Here is a 22157-nt window from a genome sequence, read left to right as displayed (position 1 = left end):
TCCGGTGGCCGCACCGGGCAGGCAGGCTCGGGAGGCTCGCATCGCCGCCGCACGCGATCGGCCGCGCCATGGGCTCCGCCGCCCGCTGCTGATCTTCCTGGCCGTCGTGGTGGTCGCGGCCCTCGTCGTAGTCGCCGTGCGGCTCCTCGAGCGGAGCGACGGAACTGCTCCCGTGGCCTGCGCGCCGTCGTCCGTTTCCGCGTCGCCCGCGCCTGCCATCGGCTCGGTCGACGACTACCTGGGCGGCCGGTCCTACTTCCGCGGCGTCAACGTGTTCGATCTGCAGTCGCGCGTCGACGTCGGAGTCGACTGCACCGCCGGGAATCCGGCCGAGAGCTACGAGTTCCTGGCGGACCGCGGGCTCACCCTGGTCCGGCTCGCGGTGCCCTGGTCGCTCCTGCAACCGCAGGCCGACGGGGAGAGCACCGACGACGCTCTGGCGAAGGGGCTCGATCCGGCGGCGGTCGCGCTGCTCCGGACCGAGATCGCCGCCATCGGCGCCGCCGGCATGCGGGTCGTGCTCGACCTGCACAACAACGGCACTTATCCGGCGAGCCAGGGCGATCTGCCCGAGGGGACCGTCTGGTTCGGATCCGGGCTCTCGGTATCCCAGGCGCAGAGGGTCTGGACCCTGCTCGCGGCGGAGTTCCAGAACGACGGACGCATCGCCGCCTACGACCTCTTCAACGAGGTGAAGCGGTCGCTGGTCCCCGTCGAGACCTACAAGGCCTACACGCAGGCCGTGGTGTCGGCCGTCCGGGGAACCGGCGATCGGCACACGATCTGGGTCGAGGGGATGCGGGAGGCGACGACGGGCACGGTCGCCGCGATCGCACCCGACGGGCCGTGGATCCAGGACCCGCTGGACCGGACCGTGTACTCGCAGCACTTCTACCCCGGCGGCACGGGCACGACCCTGCGCTCGGACAAGCAGGGCGGCACCGACGAGCATGTCTTCGTGGCGGCGGTGACGACCTTCGGGCAGTGGTGCCGGCGGTACGGGGTGCACTGCTCGGTCGGGGAGGTCGGCTGGCCCAGCGATCAGAGCCTCTCTCTCACCGCGGGCGGCGCGGGCTCCTGGACGGACGTCGGCGAAGCCTTCTACACAGCACCGACTGGCTGTTCCCGCTGATCGAGAACGACGAGCCTCTGGTGGTGGTCGCCGTGGGCGGCACGCCGGAGTCCTCGGCCAAAGCGGCGGAGGCGGTCGCCGCCCGCACGTCCCGGATGACCTGGCTCGCGTACGACGGATTCGACCAGCAGTGGCACGGCATCGGCGAGGAGCGGCCGCTCGCCGAGTCGCTCGCCCGTGCCGATCTCGTCCTGGTCGGGATGGGCATGCCCCGCCAGGAGCGCTGGATCCTGGAGAACCGGGACCTCGCCCCGCGGGCGGCGTTCGCGAACGTGGGGGGGCTGCCTCGACTACATCGCCGGCACGCAGGGGCTCGCCCCGCGGTGGATGGGCGCCCTGGGCGTGGAGTGGCTGTTCCGCCTGGCGCGCGACCCGCGCCGGCTCGCGGCCCGCTACCTCCTCGAGCCGCTGCAGCTGCTCCGCATCGTCCTGTCCGGCCGGTCCCGCGCGAAGCGGACGCCCGGCCCGTGCGACTCTCCGCGGCCCTCCGGCCGGGTGTCGACCGGAGTCGGTCCGCACTGATCCCCGCCGGCGGGCCGCCTCAGGCCTGAGCGGAGTACTTCTCCTCGGTGGCGGCCTTCGCGGGGCGCCACCAGTCCTCGTTGGCGCGGTACCAGTCGATGGTGGCGGCGAGTCCGGCGTCGAAGTCGGTGTAGCGGGGGCGCCAGTCGAGTTCGGTGCGCAGGCGGGTGGAGTCGATGGCGTAGCGGAGGTCGTGTCCGGCGCGGTCGGTGACGTGGTCGAAGGCGTCCTCGGGTTGTCCGAAGGCGGTGAGGATGCGGGTGACGACGTCGAGGTTGCTCTTCTCGCCGTCGGCGCCGATGAGGTAGGTCTCGCCGATCTCGCCGCGGTCGATGATGGCCCAGACGCCGGTGTTGTGGTCGTCGACGTGGATCCAGTCTCGGACGTTGGCGCCGGTGCCGTAGAGCTTGGGGCGGATGCCGTCGATGGCGTTGGTGATCTGGCGGGGGATGAACTTCTCGACGTGCTGGTAGGGGCCGTAGTTGTTGGAGCAGTTGGAGATCGTGGCGCGCACGCCGAAGGAGCGCACCCAGGCGCGCACGAGGAGGTCGCTGGCGGCCTTGGTCGAGGAGTAGGGGCTGGAGGGGTTGTACGGGGTGTGCTCGGTGAAGCGCGCGGGGTCCTCGAGCTCGAGGTCGCCGTACACCTCGTCCGTCGAGATGTGGTGGTACCGCACGTCGTGCGCGCGCACCGCCTGCAGGAGCGCGAAGGTGCCGATGACGTTCGTCGCGAGGAAGGGCGTCGGGTCGTGCAGGGAGTTGTCGTTGTGCGACTCCGCGGCGAAATGGACCACCAGATCCGCGTCGGCGACCAGCCGGTCCACCAGCTCGGCGTCGGCGACGTCGCCCTCGACCAGCCGCACTCGGTCGGCGACGGGGGCGAGGGAGTCGCGGCTGCCCGCGTAGGTGAGCTTGTCGAGCACGGTGATCCGCGCGTCGGGACGCTCGCGCAGGGTCAGGTGGACGAAGTTGCTGCCGATGAAGCCGGCACCGCCGGTGACGAGGATCCGCACGGGTTCTCCTGGAGGTCGGGAAGGTCGGGGGAGGCCGGGCTCAGCGGCCCGCGTTCACGCCTTCGAGGCTGAGCAGGCGGTGGAGGTAGGCGCCGTATCCGCTCTTGACCAGCGGTGCGGCGAGCTCGGCGAGGCGGGCGTCGTCGATCCAGGAGTTGCGCCAGGCGATCTCCTCGATGCAGCCGATCTTGAACCCCTGCCTCTGCTCGATCACGCGCACGAACTCCGTCGCCTCGATCATGGAATCGAAGGTCCCGGTGTCGAGCCAGGCCGTTCCCCGGTCGAGCACCTGGACGTTCAGCCGCCCCGCCTCGAGGTAGCGCTCGTTGATCGTCGAGATCTCGAGCTCGCCGCGGGCCGAGGGCGTGATCGTCTTCGCGATCGCCACGACGTCGTTGTCGTAGAAGTAGAGGCCGGGCACGGCGTAGTTGCTGCGCGGCTGCTCGGGCTTCTCCTCGATGGAGACGGCTCGGAAGTGCTCGTCGAACTCGACGACCCCGTAGGCGCGCGGGTCGGCGACCTGGTAGGCGAAGATGACGGCGCCCTCGATCGTGGTGTTCGCCGCGAGGGCGGTGCCCAGGGCGGTGCCGTGGAAGATGTTGTCGCCCAGGACCAGGGCGACCGACTCGTCGCCGATGAACTCCTCGCCGATCAGGAACGCCTGCGCGAGCCCGTCGGGGGAGGGCTGCACGGCGTACTCGATCCGCATGCCCAGGCTCGACCCGTCGCCCAGCAGGGCGCGGAACTGGTCGTTGTACTCGGGGGTCGTGATCACGAGGACCTCGTCGATCCCGGCCATCATCAGCGTCGACAACGGGTAGTAGATCATCGGCTTGTCGTAGATCGGCATCAGCTGCTTCGAGATGCCCTTGGTGATCGGCCACAACCGCGACCCCGAACCACCCGCGAGGACGATGCCCCTCATCGGAGCAGCCCCGGGTGAGGAGCGGCGGCGGGGGTCCGCTGCACCGCCGAGGGGAGCGTGAAGATCTGCGGGGAGAGGGTCACGGAGCCGACTCTATCGGCGGCGCCTCGGTGCCTCCGCATGCCGGTGCAGCGGGCGCGGAACCCGTGGCGGGGACTGACGGTCGAGCGACCGCTGCCGACGCGATCCGACTCCGTGAGCGGCGCGCACGCCGCCTCCGCGTCCGTATCGCGCCTCCCACTCGGAGGCCGCCGGGCACGGGGATAACTTCTCCGACGTCCGCGGCTCCGCCTGCCGCGACGGAGAGAGGTACCGCCCTGTGCACGAGGTCATCGACCAGCGGGACTCCGCGCTCCTTACGTCTCCCGGTCCCTGCCGCCGATTCCCCCTGACGGGGGGAGTCCGCCCGTGCTGACCATCGGGATCGTCGCCCTCGATGCCTGGCACGCGGCTCCGCTCGAGCGCGCCTGGCGCCGCCAGGGACACCGCGTGGTCGTGGTGACCGGTGACCCGGAGGGGTTCAGCGGGGCGGAGCTCCGCACCAGCGTGCTCGCCCGCTTCCTCGAGCCCGCCGGCCGGAGGGGCGCCGGGTCCGTCGGGCTCGCCGTCGTCACGCGCCGGGCCCGCCGACTGCTCGCTCCGGGCCGGCCCGACCTCGTGGTGGCTCTCCCGGGGACGGCCGTGGAGCTCGCCGGGCTCGCTCCGATGACCGTCCTCCTGGCCGACGACCTCCCGGCACTCCCGCGCCTCCGGTTCGAGGAGGAGCGCCGCGGTGCTGTCGTCGTCACCCCGACGGAGCGGCTCGCGTCAGCCCTCGCGGGAACGGTCGTGCCTCTGGGCCTGCCGGACGCGTCGTTCCCGACGCCGTCCGCCCCCGACGGGCCCCTCCGCTTCGCCGCCGTGGGAGCCTCCGGTCTCGACCGGGGCACCGAGCGGCTCGATCTCCTCGCCCGGCTGGACGGCACCGAGTACGTCACCGTGATCGACGACGGCGGCGGGATCGCCGACGACCTCGCATCGGGGCTGCGCTCCGTCGGCGAGCAGGACCGCGACGGCGTCGTCGAGGTGCTCCGCCACTCCCACGCGTACGCCCATCTGACGCCGTCGACGACCGGCGCGGCCGCCGGACTCGACGCGCTGGCGAGCGGGCTGCCGGTCCTCGCGATCGAGTCGAGCGTCCTGGCCGATCTCTGCGCGGCGGGGGCGGGCGTGGTCCTCTCCGACGACGCGACGCGCGAGGAGTACGAGGACGCCCTCCACCGGCTCCGACGCGAGTGGACGGCTCTCTCCCGGGGGGCCGACGAGCTCGCGCGGGAGCGCCCGTGGTCCGTCGCGGCCGAGGAGATCCTCGCCCTCGCGGAGGGACGCGTCCGTGTCCCTTGAACCGGTCCCGGCTGTCGGCGCCTCCGCCGACGCGATGCTGCCGAACGCCGTCGCCCTGCGCCTGGCCGCCGTGCTGGTGCAGTACACCCTGCGGACGCACGGCGTCCGCAGCCTCGTGGTGAAGGGCGAGGGTCTGCACCGCCAGGGGATCCGCGCGCCGATGACGTCGGCCGACGTCGACCTCTGGGTCGACCCCGAGCGCTTCGACGAGGCTCTCAAGCTGCTCGCCTCGATGGGCTGGCGCCGCCGCGCCGAGGCTCTCAGCTGGACGCTCTTCGTCGACCACTCGATCACGCTCGTCCACCCCTCGTGGCCGTGTGACGTCGACGTCCACCGCTCCTTCCCGGGTGCCTTCGAGGAGGAGCGGATCGTCTTCGACCGCCTCTGGGCGGCCGCCGAGGATCTGCCGCTGAGCGACGAGACCCTGCGGATCCCCGGGCGCGCGCACCACCTCGTGCTGCACGCCCTGCACCAGCTGCGCAGCGCGCGCTCCGCCTCGGCGACCACGGCGCTGGCGGTTCTGAAGGCGCACGGCGCCGGCCTTCCGAGCGAGGAGCGCGAGGCGATCCGCGACGCGGCCGTCGAGCTCGGCGCGCAGACGCCGATGACGGAGCTCCTCACCTCCTGGGGAGTCCCCGCCGCGCCTGAGGAGCGCTACCGGCACGCCCAGACTCTCTGGGACGTGCGCCGCAGCTCCGACCGGCACACCTTCAACTGGCTGCACGCCGTGGCGTCCGCTCCCTGGCGCCTGAAGGGAGGCCTGCTGCTGAGAGCCGCCTTCCCCACCCGCGCGGATCTCGAGGCGAGCCATCCCGAGGCGACGACGATCCGACGTCGGCTCCGGCTCCGGGGGGAGCGGACCCTGCGGGCGCTCCGAGGCCTCCCCTCCGCCCTCACCGGTTTCGCCAGGGTGGCGCTGAGCGGCCGCAGCGAGGAGCAGGGCCCGGCGTCCTCGTTCGATGCGATCGCGGCGACCACGGCGCCGGTGAGCGACCTCCCGGCCTCGTCCGATCCCGCGGCGAGCGCCGTGCATCCGGTGGAGGCCTCCGCCGAGGCGCAGGGTGGCAGCGCGCCGCCGGCCCAGCGCTTCGCCGTCGAGCGCACGGACCGTCAGGTCTACGTGCTCGACCTGTCCCGCCCGTCGGTGCCCCCGATCGTGCTCTCGCTGAGCGCCGCCTCGGTCTTCGAGGCCGTGATCCGGCAGCGCCGGCCCCGGGACGAGGTCGTCGACCTCCTCGCCGATCACTACGACGTCGATCCCGGGACGATGGGCCGCGACGTCGACGCCGTCCTGGCCGAACTCGACGTCCGCTTCCCGGGCGCGGTTCCCGACGGGGCGCTCTCATGAGGGCCGCCCGTTCCCGATCCCTGCGGATCCTGCACGTCCTCGACTCCTTCGAGGACGGCGGAGCGCAGCGTGTGGCACTCTCCCTGGGCGCGTGGAGCCGCGAGCACGGCTGCGAGACCGCCTACTGGGGGCGTCCCGGGCCGCTCAGCGACCGCGCCGCGCAGGAGTCGCCCGTCTTCGTGGTGCCGAGACCGAGACAGGGCTTCGCGGCCGATCTCCGCGGCGTCGCTCTCGCCGTCCGCCGGTTCCGCCCGCACGTCCTGCACGCCCACCAGCGCCGCGAGGCTCTGCTGGCCCTCCTCGTCGGCGCCGCGCTCGGTGTCCCCGTGGTCGAGCACGCGCACACCGAGCTGCCCGGGATCGACAGGCGAGCGCTCTCCTTCCGCTCCCGGCGGGTGTTCGCCGTCTCCGCCTCCGTGGGGCGGATGGTCGTCGAGGACTACGGCCGCCCGCAGGATCGCGTCGTGGTCACCGGCAACGCCCCGGCGAACGTCACCGCGGAGCCCGCGAGCGCGCAGGAACTCGCCGTGCCGGTCGTCCGCGTCCTCGGCATCGGGCGGCTCGCGGAGCAGAAGGACCCGATCCGCTTCCTCGCGGCCGTCGAGGCCCTCGCCCGGGTCCGGCCCGTCACCGGCACCTGGCTCGGCGACGGTCCGATGCTGCCGGTGCTGCGCGAGCGCGCCCGGGGAGCCGGAGTGGTCGACTTCGCCGGTCCGTCGGCGGACGTGACCGGAGCGCTGGACGCGGCGCATCTCCTCCTGTCGACCTCGCGGTGGGAGGGGACTCCGCTCGTGATGCTGGAGGCGATGGCCCGCCGTCGCCCGGTCGTGGCGACCGACGTCGGCGGTGTGGGCGAGCTGCTCGCCGACGGTCGGGGCCTCCTGCTCCCCGCCGACGCCGACGGGGAGCGGATCGCCGAGCTCCTCGCCGCCGCTCTGGAGCGACCCGAGGGGCTCCTGATGCAGGCCGACCGCGCGAAGGCGTGGGTGGACGAGGCCGCCTCACCCGACGCCGTCTTCGGACCCGTCGTCGCCGCCTACCGCGAGCTCGGGGGCCGACGGTGAGCGGGGGCGTGCACTCGGTGACCGTCGTGGCTCCCTGCTACAACGCGATCGCCCGGCTCGACGGCTTCCTCGCGCGGCTCGCACTCACTCTCGGACCGGGGATGCGGGTCGTCCTCGTCGACGACGCGTCCTCGGACGGCACGGCGGAGGTGCTCGAGAAGTGGGCCGAGGGACGCGAGGACGCCCGGGTCCTGCTCCTCGAGCAGAACGGCGGCGTCGCTGCCGCCCGGAACCGCGCCCTCGACGGCATCGACTCCGAGTTCGTCTGGTTCGTGGACGTCGACGACGAATGGGACACGGAGATCCTCCGGACCCTCACCGCCGAGGCCGAGCGGACGGCGGCCGACGTCGTCGTCTGCCGGGCGCTCTACCGCACCCGGCAGTCGACCTCCGGACGCGTGATCGACGGGCTCGACCGGCGCGAACTGGTCTCGTCCGAACTCGCTCTCGAGCGGATGGCGTCCGGGCGCCTGCACGGCTTCCTCTGGAACAAGCTCTTCCGCCGCGCCGTCCTGCAGGAGGAGCTCTTCCCGCTCTTGAGCTCCCAGTCCGACTTCGTCGGCGTGCTGCGGGCGGTCCAGGCGTCGGAACGGGTGCTCTTCGTGCCGGAGATCCTCTACTCCTACGTCTACACGGCGTCCTCGATCACCCGTCGGCGCGACCCGGACCTCCGGAACCTCCTGGTCTGCGCCGAGGAGATGCGCGCGGCGCTCGCCCGAACGTTCGAGGAGGTGCCGCGCCCGCTGTCGGACTGGTTCACGACCTGGTTCTACGCCGTCCCCGTCGCGCTCACCCCGATCCGCCAGAACTCCGACGCGGCGCTCGTCGAGACCGGCGTCCGGCTCGGGTCCGAGGCGCTGCGCGACGTCCGCGTGCTCCGCTCCGCGCGGTCGCCGCGGCTGCTCGTCCTGGGGCTGGTGCTCAAGCACGTCCCCGCCGCCTTCACGGCGCTCAGCCGGATCCTCTACGCCGTGCACGACACCCGCCGCCGGCTCTCCGATCGGAGGAGCACCCGGTGGACGACGTGACGGTCCCCGTGCAGGCGGCCGCGACCGGCCCCTTCCGCACACCAGCTCCGTTCCCTCCCTCCCGCACCGACCCCCGAGGAGCACCGGCATGACCTCCTACATCACCGGCCGCATCGAGCGGATGCCGGCCAGCATCACCACGCTCGACGAGGCGGCGGAGGCCGTGCTCGAGCTGTCCCGGAGCGGCCGCGACGAGCTGGTCGTCACGCCGAACACCGACCACTTCGTGCGCTGGAAGCACTCCGGCGAGTTCCGGCGGTACTACGGCCGGGCGTCCCTCGTGGTGCTCGACGGGGCGCCTCTGGTCTGGCTGGCCCGCTCGTACGGTCACCGCACGGCGAGCCGCGTGACAGGCATCGACCTCTTCACCGAGGTCTGCCGTCGCGCGGCGCTCGAGGGCGCGCCGATCGCTCTCATCGGCGGACGCCCCGGAGTCGGCGATCGCGCAGCCGCCGAGCTGCAGCAGCGCTTCGCCGGGCTGCAGGTGCCGGTCGTCGTCTCGCCGGAGCCGGCCGAGCTCGCGGACGACGCCTACCTCGCCCGCCTCTCCTCGACCCTGCGCGCGGCCGACGTCCGCATCGTCGCGCTCTGCCTCGGCTCCCCGAAGCAGGAGGAGGTCCGCGAGCGCCTGCTCGCCGTCGGCGGCACGGGAGCGGTGTGCCTCGGCGTCGGCGCCGCCGTGGACTTCCTCGCCGGCGAGATCCCGCGGGCGCCGCTCGTGGTGCAGCGCCTCGGCCTCGAGTGGGCGCACCGGCTCAGCCGGGAGCCCGGCAGGCTCTGGCGGCGCTATCTGGGCGACGCCGTGCGGGTGCTGCCGAGCGTGGTCGCGGCCCTCCGCTACCGGGTGCGCCGTGCCGTCCGCTGAGCACGCGGGAGTCGCCGCCGCCGCCGAGAGGCCGCTGGTCCTGGTCTGGAAGCGCGCGTGGCTGCAGGACTCCGAGACGTTCGTCCGCAATCAGATGCACGGACTCGAGCGCTGGCGCGCCCTCGGAGTGGGCCTCGAGCGCACCGGCTCGGGCGTCCTCCACGACCGCACGGACATCGTCCTGCACGATCCGATCACCCCTCGCGGGCGGCGGTCCCTCCTCCTGCGGTGGCTCGGAGTGTCACGACGGCTCGACGCGATCGTCGATGAGCACCGGCCCGCCCTCATCCACGCGCACTTCCTCATCGACGCCGTCTTCATCGCGCGGTACGCACGGAGGAGGCGCCTCCCGCTCGTCGTGACGGGGCACGGCTACGACGTGACCAGCTGGCCGCTCGCGACCGGAGCTCCGCGCCTGCTCCGCCCCCTCGCCCGAGCTCACCGCGCCCTCGAGGCCCGCGCCGTCTTCCGCACCGCGCACGCGGTGATCGGGGTCTCCCGCTTCATCACCGACGGGCTCCTGCGCCTGGGCGCGGACCCGCGGCGCACCGGAGTGGGCTACATCGGCGTCCCGACCTCCCGCCCCGAGGCCGCACCGGCTGCGGAGCGCGCGGGAATCGTCTTCGTCGGACGCCTCACCGACAAGAAGGGCGTTCCGGATCTGCTCGAGGCGGTCGCCGCCCTCCCCGGACCGATCCGCGACGTCCCCCTGACCGTCGTCGGCGACGGCCACCTGCGGGGGGCGCTCGTCGAGCAGGCGGCGCGGCTGGGCCTGCAGGTGACCTTCACCGGCTCCCTGCCCCCCGCCGAGGTCGCCCGCATCCTCGCCGGCGCCGCGGTCTTCTGCGCACCGTCGCGGACCGCGGCGACAGGCGACTCCGAGGGCTTCGGCATGGTCTTCCTCGAGGCCGCGCTCGCAGGCGTCCCTGTCGTCTCGTACCGCCACGGCGGCGTCCCGGAGGCGGTCCAGGACGGCGTCACCGGGCTGCTCGTCCCGGAGGGGGACGTGCCCAGCCTGACCGGGGCGCTCGCCGCCCTGCTCCGGGACCCGGACCGCGCGGAGCGGATGGGCGCGGAGGGGCGGGAGCGCGTGCTCGCCTCGTTCGACCTCGCCGAGCGGATCCGCGACCTCGAGGACCTCTACGACTGGGCGGCCGGCCGATCGATGCCGACGACGACGGACGGAGATCGCGGATGAGCCGCGCCGAGCACCGCGCCGACGATCCGCGACCGGGCCTCCGTCCGGCCTCCGCCGGGCGGGAGAGGTGAGCCTGCGCCGGAGGACCGTCGACGCGACCGCCTGGACGGCGGTCTCGTTCGCCGTCGCGCTCGTCGTGCAGCTCGGGCAGTTCGCGCTCCTGGCGAGACTGCTGGACCCCTCCGAGATGGGGATCATCGCGATCGTCGCCCTGCTCAACGCGTTCGTCGACATCTTCCTCGGCATGGGGGTCGCCCAGGCGATCATCCAGCGCCGGCGGGCGACCAGCTTCGAGCTCTCGTCGGTCTTCTGGCTCAACCTCTCCGTCGGGCTCCTGGTCACCGTCGCCGTCCTCCTGGGCGCCGCACCGATCGCCTCCCTGCTCGGGTCCGCCGCCGCGGCGCCGGTCCTCAGCGTTGCCTCGCTCGTGTTCGTGGGCAGCGCAGCCGGGCAGGTGCCGAGAGCGGTGCTCGAGAAGGGGATCCGGTTCCGAGCGGTCGCCGTGTCCGAGACGATCGCTCTCGTCGGCGGCTTCGCCGTGACGGTCTGCCTCGCGGTCTCGGGCGCGGGGGCGCTCTCCTATGCGTGGGGGCTCGTCGCGACCGCGGCTCTGCGCTCCGTGCTCGCCCTCGTGCAGGCCCGCCGCTGGTTCCGGCTGCGGTTCCGGTTCCGGATCCGCGAGACCGCCCGCTTCCTCTCCTTCGGCGTCTTCCAGACCCTCGACGGCATCGTCAACTACCTGGGCTCGAACGCCGGCTCGCTCGCGATCGGCCGCCTGCTCGGACCGGCCCAGCTGGGCGGGTACACCCTGGGATACAACCTCGCCGTGAACCTCCCCGCGAGGGTCAACCCGATCGTGACGCGGGTGATGTTCCCGGTGTTCTCCTCGATCCAGCACGACCGTGAGCGCGTCGCGCGGAACCACCTCCGCGTCACCGCGGTGCTCAGCATGGCGAGCATCCCGCCGCTGATGCTGGTGGCGCTGCGCTCCGAGGAGATCGTGCGGCTGTTCTACGGACCCGGCTGGGGCTGGATCGCGGGCATGACGAGCGCACTGACGGTGGTGGGCGCGGTGCGGGCGATCGGCAATCCGGTCGGCTTCATCCTGATGGCGATGGACCGGGTGCGGTTCGGGCTGGTCGTGAACATCGTGAAGACCGCGATCACGGTCCCGATGATCGTCGGCGGGGGAGTGCTGTTCGGACTCGACGGCTTGATCGGCGGGCTGCTGCTCTCGAGCGCTCTCGGCTTCGCCGTCACCTGCGCCGTGCTGCGGGTGGTGCTCGGAGTGCGCCTCGGCGCGTTCCTGCGCGCGTGCGCCGCGGGGCCGCTGCTCGCCGCACCGATGGCGATCGTGCTGCTCCTGCTCCGCCTGCTCCCCGAGGGCGCGCCCCTGCGGCTGCTCCCGGTGGAGCTGGCGCTCGCGGGCCTTGTGCTGGGAGCGACCGCCCTCCTGGCGCCGGGGCGCGACATCGCCGAGGCGCGATCGCTCGTCCTGTCGCGACTGCCCGCCCGGCTCCGGCTCGGCTCCGCCGCCCCGGTCGAGGTCGCCGTGGTGCTGGCCGCCGAGGAGCGCTTCGACGGCAGCGGGGGAGCCGTGGCGACCTGGGTCCGCGAGACGGTGTCCCGGTCCTCGCTCCGGATCGCCGTGCACGCGCCGTGGTCGTCGGCGTCACCGGGCGTGGACGTCAGGCCCCATCGTCTGTACCGGCGGATCTACGCGGTTCAGCGGCGCGCGGCACTCCTCCTGGCGCATCGGCGCGACAGCGACCCGGGCGCCGAGCTGCGCCGGCTGTCCTTCGGCGGGCGCTTCTGGCTGCTGGTGCTCGCTCCGTCGCTGCGCCGTGTCCCGACGGTCTGGATCCACAACCGCCCCCGCTACGCCGTGCGCCTGCGCCGCCTGGGCTACCGGGGGCGGATCGTCGCACACCTGCACAACGACCTGCTCGATCACCTGCCGCCCGATCCCGCCGCGGCCCGGCGCTACCTCGACGCGGTCGACGAGTGGATCTTCTGCAGCGAGTTCCTGCGCGCCCGGGCGGTCGACCGGTACGGCCTGATCGCCACAGCCGTCCTGTACAACGGGGTCGTCCCTCCGCCCGAGGTCCCGCCGGCGCCGCTCGGCGGTACTGCGGAGGCGGTCTTCGCCGGGAGGCTGGTGGCCGAGAAGGGAGCCCGCGAGGCCGTCGAGATCGTGAGGCGGATGCGGACCGAGCACGGCGCCGATCTGCGGCTGGTCATCGCCGGCGCATCGGGCCTCGGGGACGACGCGACGCCCACCCCGTACGTCCGAGCGCTCGACGAGGCTGTCGCCGCCCTGCCCGGCGTCGTGCGCCGGCTCCCGTTCCTCCGGCACGAGGACCTGCTGGAGCTGTTCGGCTCCTCGGCGCTCCTGCTCTACCCCTGCCGCTGGGACGAGCCGTTCGGGATGGTGGTGGTGGAGGCGCTCTCGCGGGGGATCCCCGTCGTGACGGTCGAGCGCGGAGGCCTCCCCGAGATCCTGCGCACCTCCGACGGAGTGGTCGACGGATCCGTCCTCGTCCCGCCGGGCACGGAGGAGGAGGTCGCGGACGCCGTCCTCGCGGAGCTCCCCGCCCTCATCGCCTCGCTGCGCGATCCCCGGCGACGCGCGGAGGTCGCTGCGGCGTCGCGGCGCCGAGCGGCGGACTTCGGCTGGCCGGGCATCGCCCGCCGCGCGGACGAGCTGCTGGCAGACCCCCGTGGCTGAGGCGCGGGGCCGCCGCGCGCACGCGGATCGACGTTCCGCGCCAAGCCCGTCGAGGCTCGTGCCGCGCGATTAGTGTCGGCGCGACATGCCACCTGCATCCCCTCTCCCGCCCGCGTCCGCCGACGCCACCGCCTCTCCCGTGCTGCTCGATCCGCCTCCCGCCCCGGACCGGCGCCCGCGGACGACCCTCCCGCCGCGAGAGGTCGGCCCGTCGTCCCGGAATCGGCGCGCCGCTCCTCCGCTCCGCCAGACGGAGGCCGCCACCAGCACCTCCGCGGAACGGCTCTGACATGGGCCGCCACGCCGACGACGCCCTCCTCCGCCGCCCGACCGCCTCTCGTCCCTCCGTCATCGCCGCGACCCGCGTCACCGACGCTCCGGAGACCCGCGGGCGGCCGTCGCGCGCGCCGGCGGATCCCGCTCAGCGGCGGCACGAGCGGATCGTCCTCGTCTTCCTCGCGGTGCTCCTGGCGCTGAGCGTCGTGCAGCTCTACACCCTGGGCCCCGTCACCGCTCCGGTCGCCTGGAGCCTGCTCTTCCTCCCGTACTCCGTGGCGCGGCTGCGCGGCGGGCGGATCGACCGGTTCGTGGTCGTGGTCCTCCTCGTGATCGCCGGCACCCTCTTCGCGCTCACCTACTCCGGAGCACGCGCGGCCGCGCTGCGCGACGTGGTCTCCGTCGTCTCCTTCCTCACTCCGTACCTGGCCGTCCGCGGGCTCGGCGACGGCGCCTGGCGTGTCGTCGGCCGCGCCCTCAACTGGGCGGCGCCCGTGTTCCTCCTCCAGGTGACGCTCACGATCCTCTTCCAGCTCGATCCCGTGCAGGAGACCGCCTACCTCCGGTGGCCGGAAGCGGTGCTGTTCTCCGACATCTACGTGCGGGACATCTTCACGACGTCCTTCAACAACGTCCTGCAGGAGAAGTCGGGAGGGTTCTTCCTCAACGGCAACATCGCCTCGATGTACATGGCCACGACCGGCGCGCTGGCCTTCGCCGTCTGGAGACGGCAGCGGGGGAGTCTCCTCCTGCTCGTCGCCGTCGCCGGGCTGGTCGGCGCCCTCTTCACGCTGTCCAAGACCGCGATCGTCCTCGCGATCGTCCTGCCCCTGCTGGTCGCCGCGATCCGCGGACTCAAGGGACGCAGCCTCGGTCCGGTCGCCTGGATGATCACCATCCCCTCCGGGATCACGGCCGTGTACGCCGTCGCCGTGTCCTTCCCGCAGCTGGCGGAGGCGGGCGTGCTCACGCTCGGGGCCCGCGGCGACTTCCTGCGCCTGGCTGCGAGCGCGTTCCCCGACAACTGGCTGCTGGGGCTGGGGTACGGCGGATGGCAGGAGCTGTGGCTGGCGCGCGGGTCGCAGTTCACCCAGCACAGCGAGCCGCGCCCGCCCCACAACCTCCTCGTCACCGCGTGGACCAACGGCGGACTCCCGATCGCGCTCCCCGTCCTCGCGTTCCTCCTCCTCGCCACCGTCGCCGTCGTGCGCCTGCTCCTCCGGGTCGCCCGGAACGAGGCCGTCGCCGTCGGTGCGCTCGCCGTCGCCGTCCTCTGGACGTTCCTGCACGGGATGGCCGACAACACCACCTGGTTCGGCGATCAGCACTCGCTCGCGACGCTCGCCGTCTCCGTGGCGCTCGTGGGCGTCCTGTCGGCGGAGGCGCCCGCGCCGGGCCGAGTGCCTCACGGAAGCGCTCCGGCGGCCTCGGCCGGCGCGGGTCGGGCGCCGCTGCGACGGCCGCCGAGCCCCGGCCTCGGGCGGCGCTGACGCGACCGCCGCGCCGCAGCCGGTCCGGACACGGACCGCGCCGGTATCATCGACCCGTTATGGCACGCATCTACGACTGCTCCGTCGACACGGACCTCCTGACCGGCACCCGTCTCGCGCGGACGGCCATCGGCCGCGGCGAGCTCGTGGTGATCCCCACCGACACCGTCTACGGCGTCGCGGCCAACGCGTTCGACGCCGCCGCGGTCCAGCGCCTGCTCGACGCGAAGGGACGGACGAGGCAGTCGCCGCCGCCCGTCCTGATCGGGGACGTGGCCGCCCTCGACGCCCTCGCCGAGAACGTGCCGGAGGCGGTGCGCGACCTCGCGCGCGAGTTCTGGCCCGGCGGGCTCACCATCGTCCTGCACGCCCAGCCCTCCCTGGTCTGGGACCTGGGCGAGACGCGCGGGACCGTGGCGCTGCGCATGCCGGACAACCCGGTGACGATCGAGCTCCTCGCCGAGACCGGTCCGCTGGCGGTCTCCTCCGCCAACCGCACGGGGCAGCCCTCGGCCACGACCGCACAGGAGGCGTTCGACCAGCTCGGCGACTCCGTCGACGTCTATCTCGACGCCGGCGCCGCCGGATCGCGCTACAGCGACCGCCCCGCGGGCGCCAGCGAGTCCTCGACGATCGTCGATGCGACAGCGCTGAGCTTCGAGGGCGGCACCCTGCGCATCCTGCGCCAGGGCGTCGTGTCGGCCGAGCGGATCCGCGAGGTCGTCGGCGACCTGCTGCCGGATCCGGACGCGCCCCGCGCCGAGACGTCGGAGCCCGACGCCTCCACGGTCGGCGCGGCGCAGGCCGGGGACCAGCAGGAGCCCGCCGAGACCGCGACTGGCAGCGACCCGTACGCCTTCGAGCGGACCCCGACAGCGCGCCCCGACTGGGCCTCCGGTGCCCGCCTGCAGGACGACTCCGCTCCCGTCGATTCCGCCGATGCGCCGGACACGGGTTCGTCGAGCACGAACGCGCCGACGCCCAACACCGGCACCGGCGCCGCCCGCACCGACTCCGCTCCGGGTGAGTAACCGGTGATCACCTTCGCCCTCGTCTCGCTCGCGGTCGCGCTCGTGACCGGAGCGCTGTCGTGGGTCATCTGGAAGCTGAGCCTGAAGTACCGGCTCTACCCGAAGATCCGCGTCAGGGACATGCACACGCGGCCGACCCCCCGCCTGGGCGGCATCGCGATGTTCCTCGGGATCCTCGTCGGCTTCGGCATCGCCTCCCAGCTGCCCTACTTCCGGCTGGTGTTCGCCAATCCCGAGCCGATCCTCGCGATCCTCGGCGCGAGCCTGCTCATCGTCCTCATCGGCGTCGCCGACGACATCTGGGACCTGGACTGGACCACGAAGCTGGCCGGTCAGCTGATCGCCGCGGGCCTGATCGCCTGGAAGGGCGTGCAGATCGTCTCCCTGCCGATCGGCGGCCTGACCGTCGGCTCGCCGTGGATGTCGCTGATCATCACCGTGCTCGCGATCGTCCTGGTCACCAACGCTCTCAACTTCATCGACGGCCTCGACGGCCTCGTGGCGGGCGTCGCCCTGATCGCCAACGGGGTCTTCTTCCTCTACAGCTACCTGCTGGTGCAGCAGACCTCGCCCACCGACTACTTCAACCTGGCCTCGCTCATCGCGGTCCTGCTCGTCGGCGCCTGCGCCGGATTCCTCCCCATCAACTGGCGTCCGGCGCGGATGTTCATGGGCGACAGCGGCGCACTGCTGATCGGGATGCTGATGGCCACCTCCGCGATCGCGGTCACCGGCCAGATCGACCCGGCCCAGCTCGCGGCGAAGGAGCTCCTGCCCGCGTTCATCCCGATCATCCTGCCGTTCGCGATCCTCGTGGTGCCGCTGATGGACTTCGGCCTCGCCGTGATCAGGCGCCTGCGCGCGGGAAAGTCGCCGTTCAGCGCCGACCGGAAGCACCTGCACCACCGCCTGCTCGACATGGGGCACTCCCACCTGCACGCCGTGCTGATCTTCTACGCGTGGACCGCCGTCGTCGCCGTCAGCTGCCTGCTGATGTTCGTGGTCGACGTGCTGTGGGTCCCGCTCGTCTTCCTCGGAGTCGGTCTGCTGGTCTGCACCGTCGTCACGCTCGCCCCGCTCAGCCGCCGCAAGCGGCTCGAGGCGGCGGCGCAGTCCGCGGAGGCCTCACCCGTCCTCGACCCCCTCGACCGCGCGTCCTCGACGGAGCTGCTCCGTCCGCCGGCCGGACTCCCGATCGACCGAGACACGACAGCGCCGACCACGGCGCGGAAGGAAGCATCATGACCGGAGCCTCCCCGGCCACCCCCCGTCCGCAGCCCGCGTCCGTCCCCGTCCTGCGCCGCGCGCTGGTCGTGGGCGGCCTCTTCGTGCTCGCCCTGGCCGTTCTCGGCACCGTCGTCGGCGGGATCGCCGCCGGGGGAGAGGGCGCGATCGGAGCCCTCCTCGGCGCGATCGTCGGCGGCGTGATGGTGCTCCTCACCGCCGCGAGCATCCTCGTCGCCAACCGCCTCGACATCGGCGGGTTCTTCGCCGTCGTCCTCGGCACGTGGCTCGCCAAGTTCGTGCTGTTCGTGATCGCCGCCCTGTTCCTGCGCGATCAGCCGTGGCTGAACAGCACCGCGATGTTCGTCACGATCATCGTCGCCGTCCTGGGGTCCCTGGTGATCGACGTCCTCGTCGTCTCGCGCTCGCGCATGCCGAACGTCAGCGACATCGCTCGATGAGGACGAGCCGAACGGTTCCTGAGAGGACCACGATTCGGCTCTCAGGCCGTTCTGTTGCTACAGTAGGGACGAATCCCGCAGGCGAACGTGTCCTCAGATCGTCTCATCGTTGATGGCGGTCGTCGAGCACGATCGCCGTCCGAGCGGAAAACCCCACCTTTCGTCGTCGCGAGAGCGTTGCGTCCGAATGATTCGATTCGGTCGGCTGCAACGTGCCACGCCCCGAATTCCAGGAGCTAGCGCTGTTTGCTAACGCTGTGACCCTGTTGGTCTCGTCCTCGACCGGTGAGAGTGACTTCCACACCCCGTCGATCTCCGAGTTCTTCCCGCCCGGTTTCCTCTTCGAGGGAACCCCTTTCGAGATCAACCGCGTCATGCTGGTCCGCTTCATCGCGGTCATCGCACTGATGCTGTTCTTCTGGCTCGGGACGCGCAAGCTGCGCCTCGTCCCCGGCCGCTTCCAGAACGTCGTCGAGCTCGCGTTCGACTTCGTCCGCGTCACCATCGCCAAGGACATCCTCGGCGAGAAGGACGCGCGCCGGTTCCTCCCGATCCTCGTGACGATCTTCTTCGCGATCATCTCGATGAACCTGACCGGCATCGTCCCGTTCCTGAACATCGCGGGGACCTCCGTGGTGGGCATGCCGCTCTTCCTCGGCCTGGTCGCCTACGTGACGTTCATCTACGCGGGCATCAAGGACCGGGGGATGGGCTTCTTCAAGAACGCCCTGTTCCCGCCCGGAGCGCCGTTCCTGATCTACTTCATCCTCACGCCGATCGAGCTGCTGCAGACGTTCATCATCCGTCCGCTCTCGCTCGCACTGCGGCTCGTGATGAACATGATCGTCGGCCACCTCCTGCTGGTGCTGTGCTTCTCGGCCACGCAGTTCTTCCTCTTCAGCTCCCAGATCGACCCGGGCTTCAAGCTCTTCGGCGTCGTGACCTTCGCCTTCGGCGGTGCGTTCACGCTCTTCGAGCTCCTCGTCGCCGTGCTGCAGGCCTACATCTTCACCCTCCTCGCTGCGGTCTACATCCAGTTGGCCGTCGCCGAGGAGCACTGACCCCACTACTCACGGGCTCCCGCCCGTTCTCACGATCACCCCACTGAAAGGACCCACTCGTGGACTCAGTCACCGTTCTCGCCGAACTCACCGGCAACATCGCGACGGTCGGTTACGGCCTCGCAGCGATCGGCCCCGGCATCGGTGTCGGCATCGTCGCGGGCAAGACCGTCGAGGCCATGGCGCGCCAGCCCGAGATGGCCGGCCGCCTCCAGACCACGATGTTCCTCGGCATCGCGTTCACCGAGGTGCTCGCGCTCATCGGCCTCGCCACCTACTTCATCTTCGCGGCGTAGTCGTGTTCAGCACCGCTGTGAACATCGCTGCGGAAGAAGGTGACGTCCCCGCGGTCATTCTGATCCCGGAGTTCTACGACTTCTTCTGGTCGGGGGTGATCTTCCTCATCCTGCTGTTCTTCTTCTGGAGGCTGGTCCTGCCGCGCCTGCAGAAGATCCTCGACGCGCGCTCCGCCGCGATCGAGGGGAACATCGCGAAGGCCGACGAGGCTCAGCGACAGGCCGAGGCCGCCCTCGAGAAGTACACCGCCCAGCTGGCCGAGGCCCGCGCCGAGGCCGGAGTGATCCGTGAGAAGGCGAACGCCGACGGCAACGCGATCGTGGCGGCGAAGAAGGAGCAGGCGCAGGTCGAGGCCGAGCGCATCCTCCACAACGCGCACGCTCAGATCGAGGCGGACCGTCAGGCCGCCGTGGTCTCGCTCCGCTCCGAAGTCGGAACCCTCGCCATCGACCTCGCCTCCGGCGTGATCGGCGAGAGCCTCAACGACGACGCGAAGGCGTCCGCGATCGTGGACCGCTTCCTCGCCGACCTCGAGGCCTCGGAGAAGGCGAACAACTGATGGGCAGCGCGTCCAGGAAGGCACTCGCATCGGCGAAGGCGGAGCTCTCCGCCCTCGCCGGTCAGGCGTCCCTCGACACGGCCCAGCAGCTCTTCGAGGCCGCACGGGTCATCGACGGCCAGGCGCAGCTGCGCGCGGCCCTCGCCGACCCGAGCGCCGACTCGAGCAGCAAGCAGGCTCTCGTCGCCCGCGTGTTCGGTCCCTTCGGCGAGCCGGCCAAGCGCCTGCTCACCGTGATCGTCGGCCACCGCTGGTCGAGCCCGAGCGACATGGTCGCCGGGGTCGAGGAGGTCGGGGTCCGCGCGATCGCGTCGTCCGCTCCGGAGGGCGTCAACCTCGAGAAGGAGCTCCACTCCTTCGGCGAGGTCGTCGCCTCCGACGCCCAGCTCGAGCTCGCGCTCGGCAGCAAGCTCGCCGCCGCCGACTCGAAGGTCGCGCTCGTGCAGCGCCTCCTCGAGGGCAAGGCCGCGGCCGAGACGCTGGCGATCCTCCGGCAGCTGATCGCGCACCCGCGCGGTCGCCGCATCCCGGAGCTCGTCCGCTTCGCAGCAGGCGTGGTCGCCGACCAGGGCGGGTTCATCCTCGCCACGGTCTCGGTCGCCGCACCGATCGCCCCCGAGCAGCTCGACCGGCTCCGCTCGGCGCTCACGCGCCAGTACAGCCGACCGGTCTCCGTCAACGTCGTGGTCGATCCCTCCCTCCTGGGCGGGATGCGCCTGCACGTCGGCGACGAGGTCATCGACGGAACCGTCTCCGCACGGCTGTCCGACCTGAAGCTCCAGCTCGCGTCCTGACGGGCGCACGTATCCTCAGAGGGCACTGCCCTCGACCCCCGCACCATCCAGGTCAGGCCCCGACGACCTCTTCGGCTCGCACGGACCCAACGAATAGGAATTCCCATGGCAGATATCACCATCAGCCCGGATGAGATCCGCGACGCGCTGAAGGACTTCGTCTCGTCGTACGAGCCGGGCAAGGCCTCCACCACCGAGGTCGGCTACGTCATCGACGCCGCCGACGGCATCGCCCACGTCGAGGGCCTCCCCGGCGTCATGGCCAACGAGCTCATCCGCTTCTCCAACGGTGTCCTGGGCCTGGCCCAGAACCTCGACGAGAACGAGATCGGCGTCGTCGTCCTCGGCGAGTTCTCCGGCATCGAGGAGGGCATGGAGGTCACTCGCACCGGCGAGGTCCTCTCGGTCCCCGTCGGCGACGGCTACCTCGGCCGCGTCGTCGACCCGCTCGGCAACCCGATCGACGGACTCGGCGAGATCGCCTCCGAGGGCCGCCGCGCCCTCGAGCTCCAGGCTCCCGGCGTCATGTCGCGCAAGTCGGTCCACGAGCCGCTGCAGACCGGCATCAAGGCCATCGACGCGATGATCCCGGTCGGCCGCGGCCAGCGCCAGCTCATCATCGGCGACCGCCAGACCGGCAAGACGGCCATCGCGATCGACACGATCATCAACCAGAAGGCCAACTGGGAGTCGGGCGACACGAACAAGCAGGTCCGCTGCATCTACGTCGCCATCGGCCAGAAGGGCTCGACCATCGCCTCGGTGAAGGGCGCGCTCGAGGACGCCGGAGCGATGGAGTACACGACCATCGTCGCGTCCCCCGCCTCCGACCCCGCCGGCTTCAAGTACCTCGCCCCCTACACCGGCTCGGCCATCGGCCAGCACTGGATGTACGGCGGCAAGCACGTCCTGATCATCTTCGACGACCTGTCGAAGCAGGCCGAGGCTTACCGCGCCGTGTCGCTCCTCCTGCGCCGCCCGCCGGGACGCGAGGCGTACCCGGGTGACGTCTTCTACCTGCACTCCCGTCTGCTGGAGCGCTGCGCGAAGCTGTCCGACGAGCTCGGCGCCGGCTCGATGACCGGTCTCCCGATCATCGAGACCAAGGCGAACGACGTCTCGGCCTACATCCCGACCAACGTGATCTCGATCACCGACGGCCAGATCTTCCTCCAGTCCGACCTCTTCAACGCCAACCAGCGTCCCGCGGTCGACGTGGGCATCTCGGTCTCGCGGGTCGGCGGCGACGCGCAGGTCAAGTCGATCAAGAAGGTCTCCGGCACGCTGAAGCTCGAGCTGGCGCAGTACCGCTCGCTCGAGGCCTTCGCGATGTTCGCCTCCGACCTCGACGCCGCCTCGCGCCGTCAGCTCGCCCGCGGCGCCCGCCTCACCGAGCTGCTCAAGCAGCCGCAGTACTCGCCGTACCCCGTCGAGGAGCAGGTCGTCTCGATCTGGGCCGGAACGAACGGCAAGCTCGACGAGGTCCCGGTCCCCGACGTGCTGCGCTTCGAGCGCGAGCTCCTGGACTACCTGGGCCGCAACACCCAGGTGCTGAACACCCTCCGCGACACCAACGTGCTCTCCGACGACACCGTCGCCGAGCTCAACCGTGCCGTCGACGGCTTCAAGCTGGAGTTCCAGACCGGTGAGGGCAAGCCGCTCGCCTCGGTCGGGCGCGAGGAGCACCAGGCCATCGCGGCCGACGAGGTCGGCCAGGAGAAGATCGTCAAGGGCCGTCGCTGACCAGCGGCACCCCGAC

Annotated in this window: 20 protein-coding genes and 1 pseudogene; 19 read left to right on the top strand and 2 right to left on the bottom strand. The window is 71.9% G+C overall.

Features of this window, described 5'->3' with window-relative positions; all coding sequences use genetic code 11:
- Positions 1–4 precede the first annotated feature (4 nt).
- From C5C95_RS04375 to C5C95_RS04370, 3 genes and pseudogenes are all read left to right on the top strand, one after another.
- Complete coding sequence (locus C5C95_RS04375) at positions 5–1132, top strand: glycoside hydrolase family 5 protein (RefSeq protein WP_104323890.1); 1128 nt, start codon at positions 5–7, stop codon at positions 1130–1132.
- Between the two features lie 20 nt (positions 1133–1152).
- Positions 1153–1356 (top strand): annotated as a pseudogene (locus tag C5C95_RS17995) (WecB/TagA/CpsF family glycosyltransferase); the annotation flags it as partial.
- Positions 1310–1654, top strand: coding sequence for a WecB/TagA/CpsF family glycosyltransferase (locus tag C5C95_RS04370; protein ID WP_219814741.1), 345 nt, complete (start codon positions 1310–1312; stop codon positions 1652–1654). The pseudogene C5C95_RS17995 and the gene C5C95_RS04370, both read left to right, overlap by 47 nt.
- Before the next feature lie 19 nt (positions 1655–1673).
- Here the strand turns inward: C5C95_RS04370 and rfbB are convergent, their stop codons facing one another.
- Positions 1674–2666: a dTDP-glucose 4,6-dehydratase gene (gene rfbB / locus C5C95_RS04365; protein WP_104223009.1), complete on the bottom strand. Its 993-nt coding sequence runs from the start codon at positions 2664–2666 to the stop codon at positions 1674–1676.
- A 40-nt stretch (positions 2667–2706) separates the two neighbouring features.
- Positions 2707–3591, bottom strand: a complete 885-nt coding sequence (gene rfbA / locus C5C95_RS04360) for a glucose-1-phosphate thymidylyltransferase RfbA (protein ID WP_104223010.1) — start codon at positions 3589–3591, stop codon at positions 2707–2709.
- Positions 3592–3999: 408 nt separating this feature from the next.
- Here rfbA and C5C95_RS04355 point away from each other — a divergent pair, with 408 nt between their 5' ends.
- From C5C95_RS04355 to atpA, 16 genes are all read left to right on the top strand, one after another.
- The gene (locus C5C95_RS04355; RefSeq protein WP_146087046.1) at positions 4000–4974 is read left to right on the top strand and encodes a glycosyltransferase family 4 protein; all 975 of its coding nucleotides are present in this window, start codon (positions 4000–4002) and stop codon (positions 4972–4974) included.
- Positions 4964–6322, top strand: a complete 1359-nt coding sequence (locus tag C5C95_RS04350) for a PqqD family peptide modification chaperone (protein WP_104323888.1) — start codon at positions 4964–4966, stop codon at positions 6320–6322. The genes C5C95_RS04355 and C5C95_RS04350 overlap by 11 nt, the downstream gene beginning before the upstream one ends.
- Positions 6319–7386 (top strand): glycosyltransferase family 4 protein, encoded by a 1068-nt coding sequence (locus C5C95_RS04345; protein WP_104323887.1) that lies wholly within the window; start codon positions 6319–6321, stop codon positions 7384–7386. The genes C5C95_RS04350 and C5C95_RS04345 overlap by 4 nt, the downstream gene beginning before the upstream one ends.
- A complete protein-coding gene (locus C5C95_RS04340; protein ID WP_181125553.1) occupies positions 7383–8414 on the top strand; it encodes a glycosyltransferase family 2 protein in 1032 nt (343 codons plus the stop codon). The genes C5C95_RS04345 and C5C95_RS04340 overlap by 4 nt, the downstream gene beginning before the upstream one ends.
- An 88-nt stretch (positions 8415–8502) precedes the next feature.
- Positions 8503–9279, top strand: coding sequence for a WecB/TagA/CpsF family glycosyltransferase (locus tag C5C95_RS04335; protein WP_104272658.1), 777 nt, complete (start codon positions 8503–8505; stop codon positions 9277–9279).
- Positions 9266–10477, top strand: coding sequence for a glycosyltransferase (locus C5C95_RS04330; protein ID WP_104323885.1), 1212 nt, complete (start codon positions 9266–9268; stop codon positions 10475–10477). The genes C5C95_RS04335 and C5C95_RS04330 overlap by 14 nt, the downstream gene beginning before the upstream one ends.
- Before the next feature lie 67 nt (positions 10478–10544).
- Positions 10545–13205 (top strand): MOP flippase family protein, encoded by a 2661-nt coding sequence (locus C5C95_RS04325; protein WP_104323884.1) that lies wholly within the window; start codon positions 10545–10547, stop codon positions 13203–13205.
- A 290-nt stretch (positions 13206–13495) separates the two neighbouring features.
- The gene (locus C5C95_RS04320) at positions 13496–14971 is read left to right on the top strand and encodes an O-antigen ligase (protein WP_104323883.1); all 1476 of its coding nucleotides are present in this window, start codon (positions 13496–13498) and stop codon (positions 14969–14971) included.
- 59 nt (positions 14972–15030) lie between these two features.
- A complete protein-coding gene (locus tag C5C95_RS04315; protein WP_104323882.1) occupies positions 15031–16002 on the top strand; it encodes an L-threonylcarbamoyladenylate synthase in 972 nt (323 codons plus the stop codon).
- A gap of 3 nt (positions 16003–16005) precedes the next feature.
- The gene (locus C5C95_RS04310; protein ID WP_181065442.1) at positions 16006–17247 is read left to right on the top strand and encodes an MraY family glycosyltransferase; all 1242 of its coding nucleotides are present in this window, start codon (positions 16006–16008) and stop codon (positions 17245–17247) included.
- Entirely contained in the window at positions 17244–17687 is a 444-nt protein-coding gene (locus C5C95_RS04305; protein ID WP_104323881.1) for a hypothetical protein, read from the top strand. Before C5C95_RS04310 ends, C5C95_RS04305 begins: the two co-directional genes overlap by 4 nt.
- A 257-nt stretch (positions 17688–17944) precedes the next feature.
- A complete protein-coding gene (atpB, locus tag C5C95_RS04300) occupies positions 17945–18748 on the top strand; it encodes a F0F1 ATP synthase subunit A (RefSeq protein ID WP_068254016.1) in 804 nt (267 codons plus the stop codon).
- Positions 18749–18807: 59 nt separating this feature from the next.
- Positions 18808–19044 (top strand): ATP synthase F0 subunit C, encoded by a 237-nt coding sequence (locus C5C95_RS04295; RefSeq protein ID WP_055794702.1) that lies wholly within the window; start codon positions 18808–18810, stop codon positions 19042–19044.
- A gap of 2 nt (positions 19045–19046) precedes the next feature.
- A complete protein-coding gene (locus tag C5C95_RS04290) occupies positions 19047–19604 on the top strand; it encodes a F0F1 ATP synthase subunit B (RefSeq protein ID WP_258072619.1) in 558 nt (185 codons plus the stop codon).
- Positions 19604–20398 carry a F0F1 ATP synthase subunit delta gene (locus C5C95_RS04285; RefSeq protein WP_104323880.1) on the top strand — a complete coding sequence of 265 codons (795 nt, stop codon included), beginning with the start codon at positions 19604–19606 and terminating at the stop codon, positions 20396–20398. The genes C5C95_RS04290 and C5C95_RS04285 overlap by 1 nt, the downstream gene beginning before the upstream one ends.
- A 105-nt stretch (positions 20399–20503) precedes the next feature.
- Positions 20504–22141, top strand: a complete 1638-nt coding sequence (gene atpA / locus C5C95_RS04280; protein ID WP_104223023.1) for a F0F1 ATP synthase subunit alpha — start codon at positions 20504–20506, stop codon at positions 22139–22141.
- The last annotated feature ends 16 nt before the right edge of the window (positions 22142–22157 follow it).

It is taken from the genome of Rathayibacter sp. AY1B7, from assembly GCF_002932735.1.
Classification (GTDB): domain Bacteria; phylum Actinomycetota; class Actinomycetes; order Actinomycetales; family Microbacteriaceae; genus Rathayibacter.
Note: the sequence above shows the minus strand (reverse complement) of the source record. Positions and strands in the feature narration are given on the sequence as shown.

Coding starts and splice junctions, on each gene's coding strand:
- C5C95_RS04320 (WP_104323883.1), top strand. CDS start 13,496: ATGGGCCGCCACGCCGACGACGCCCTCCTCCGCCGCCCGACCGCCTCT.
- rfbA (WP_104223010.1), bottom strand. CDS start 3,591: ATGAGGGGCATCGTCCTCGCGGGTGGTTCGGGGTCGCGGTTGTGGCCG.
- C5C95_RS04335 (WP_104272658.1), top strand. CDS start 8,503: ATGACCTCCTACATCACCGGCCGCATCGAGCGGATGCCGGCCAGCATC.
- atpA (WP_104223023.1), top strand. CDS start 20,504: ATGGCAGATATCACCATCAGCCCGGATGAGATCCGCGACGCGCTGAAG.
- C5C95_RS04315 (WP_104323882.1), top strand. CDS start 15,031: ATGGCACGCATCTACGACTGCTCCGTCGACACGGACCTCCTGACCGGC.
- C5C95_RS04305 (WP_104323881.1), top strand. CDS start 17,244: ATGACCGGAGCCTCCCCGGCCACCCCCCGTCCGCAGCCCGCGTCCGTC.
- C5C95_RS04285 (WP_104323880.1), top strand. CDS start 19,604: ATGGGCAGCGCGTCCAGGAAGGCACTCGCATCGGCGAAGGCGGAGCTC.
- C5C95_RS04345 (WP_104323887.1), top strand. CDS start 6,319: ATGAGGGCCGCCCGTTCCCGATCCCTGCGGATCCTGCACGTCCTCGAC.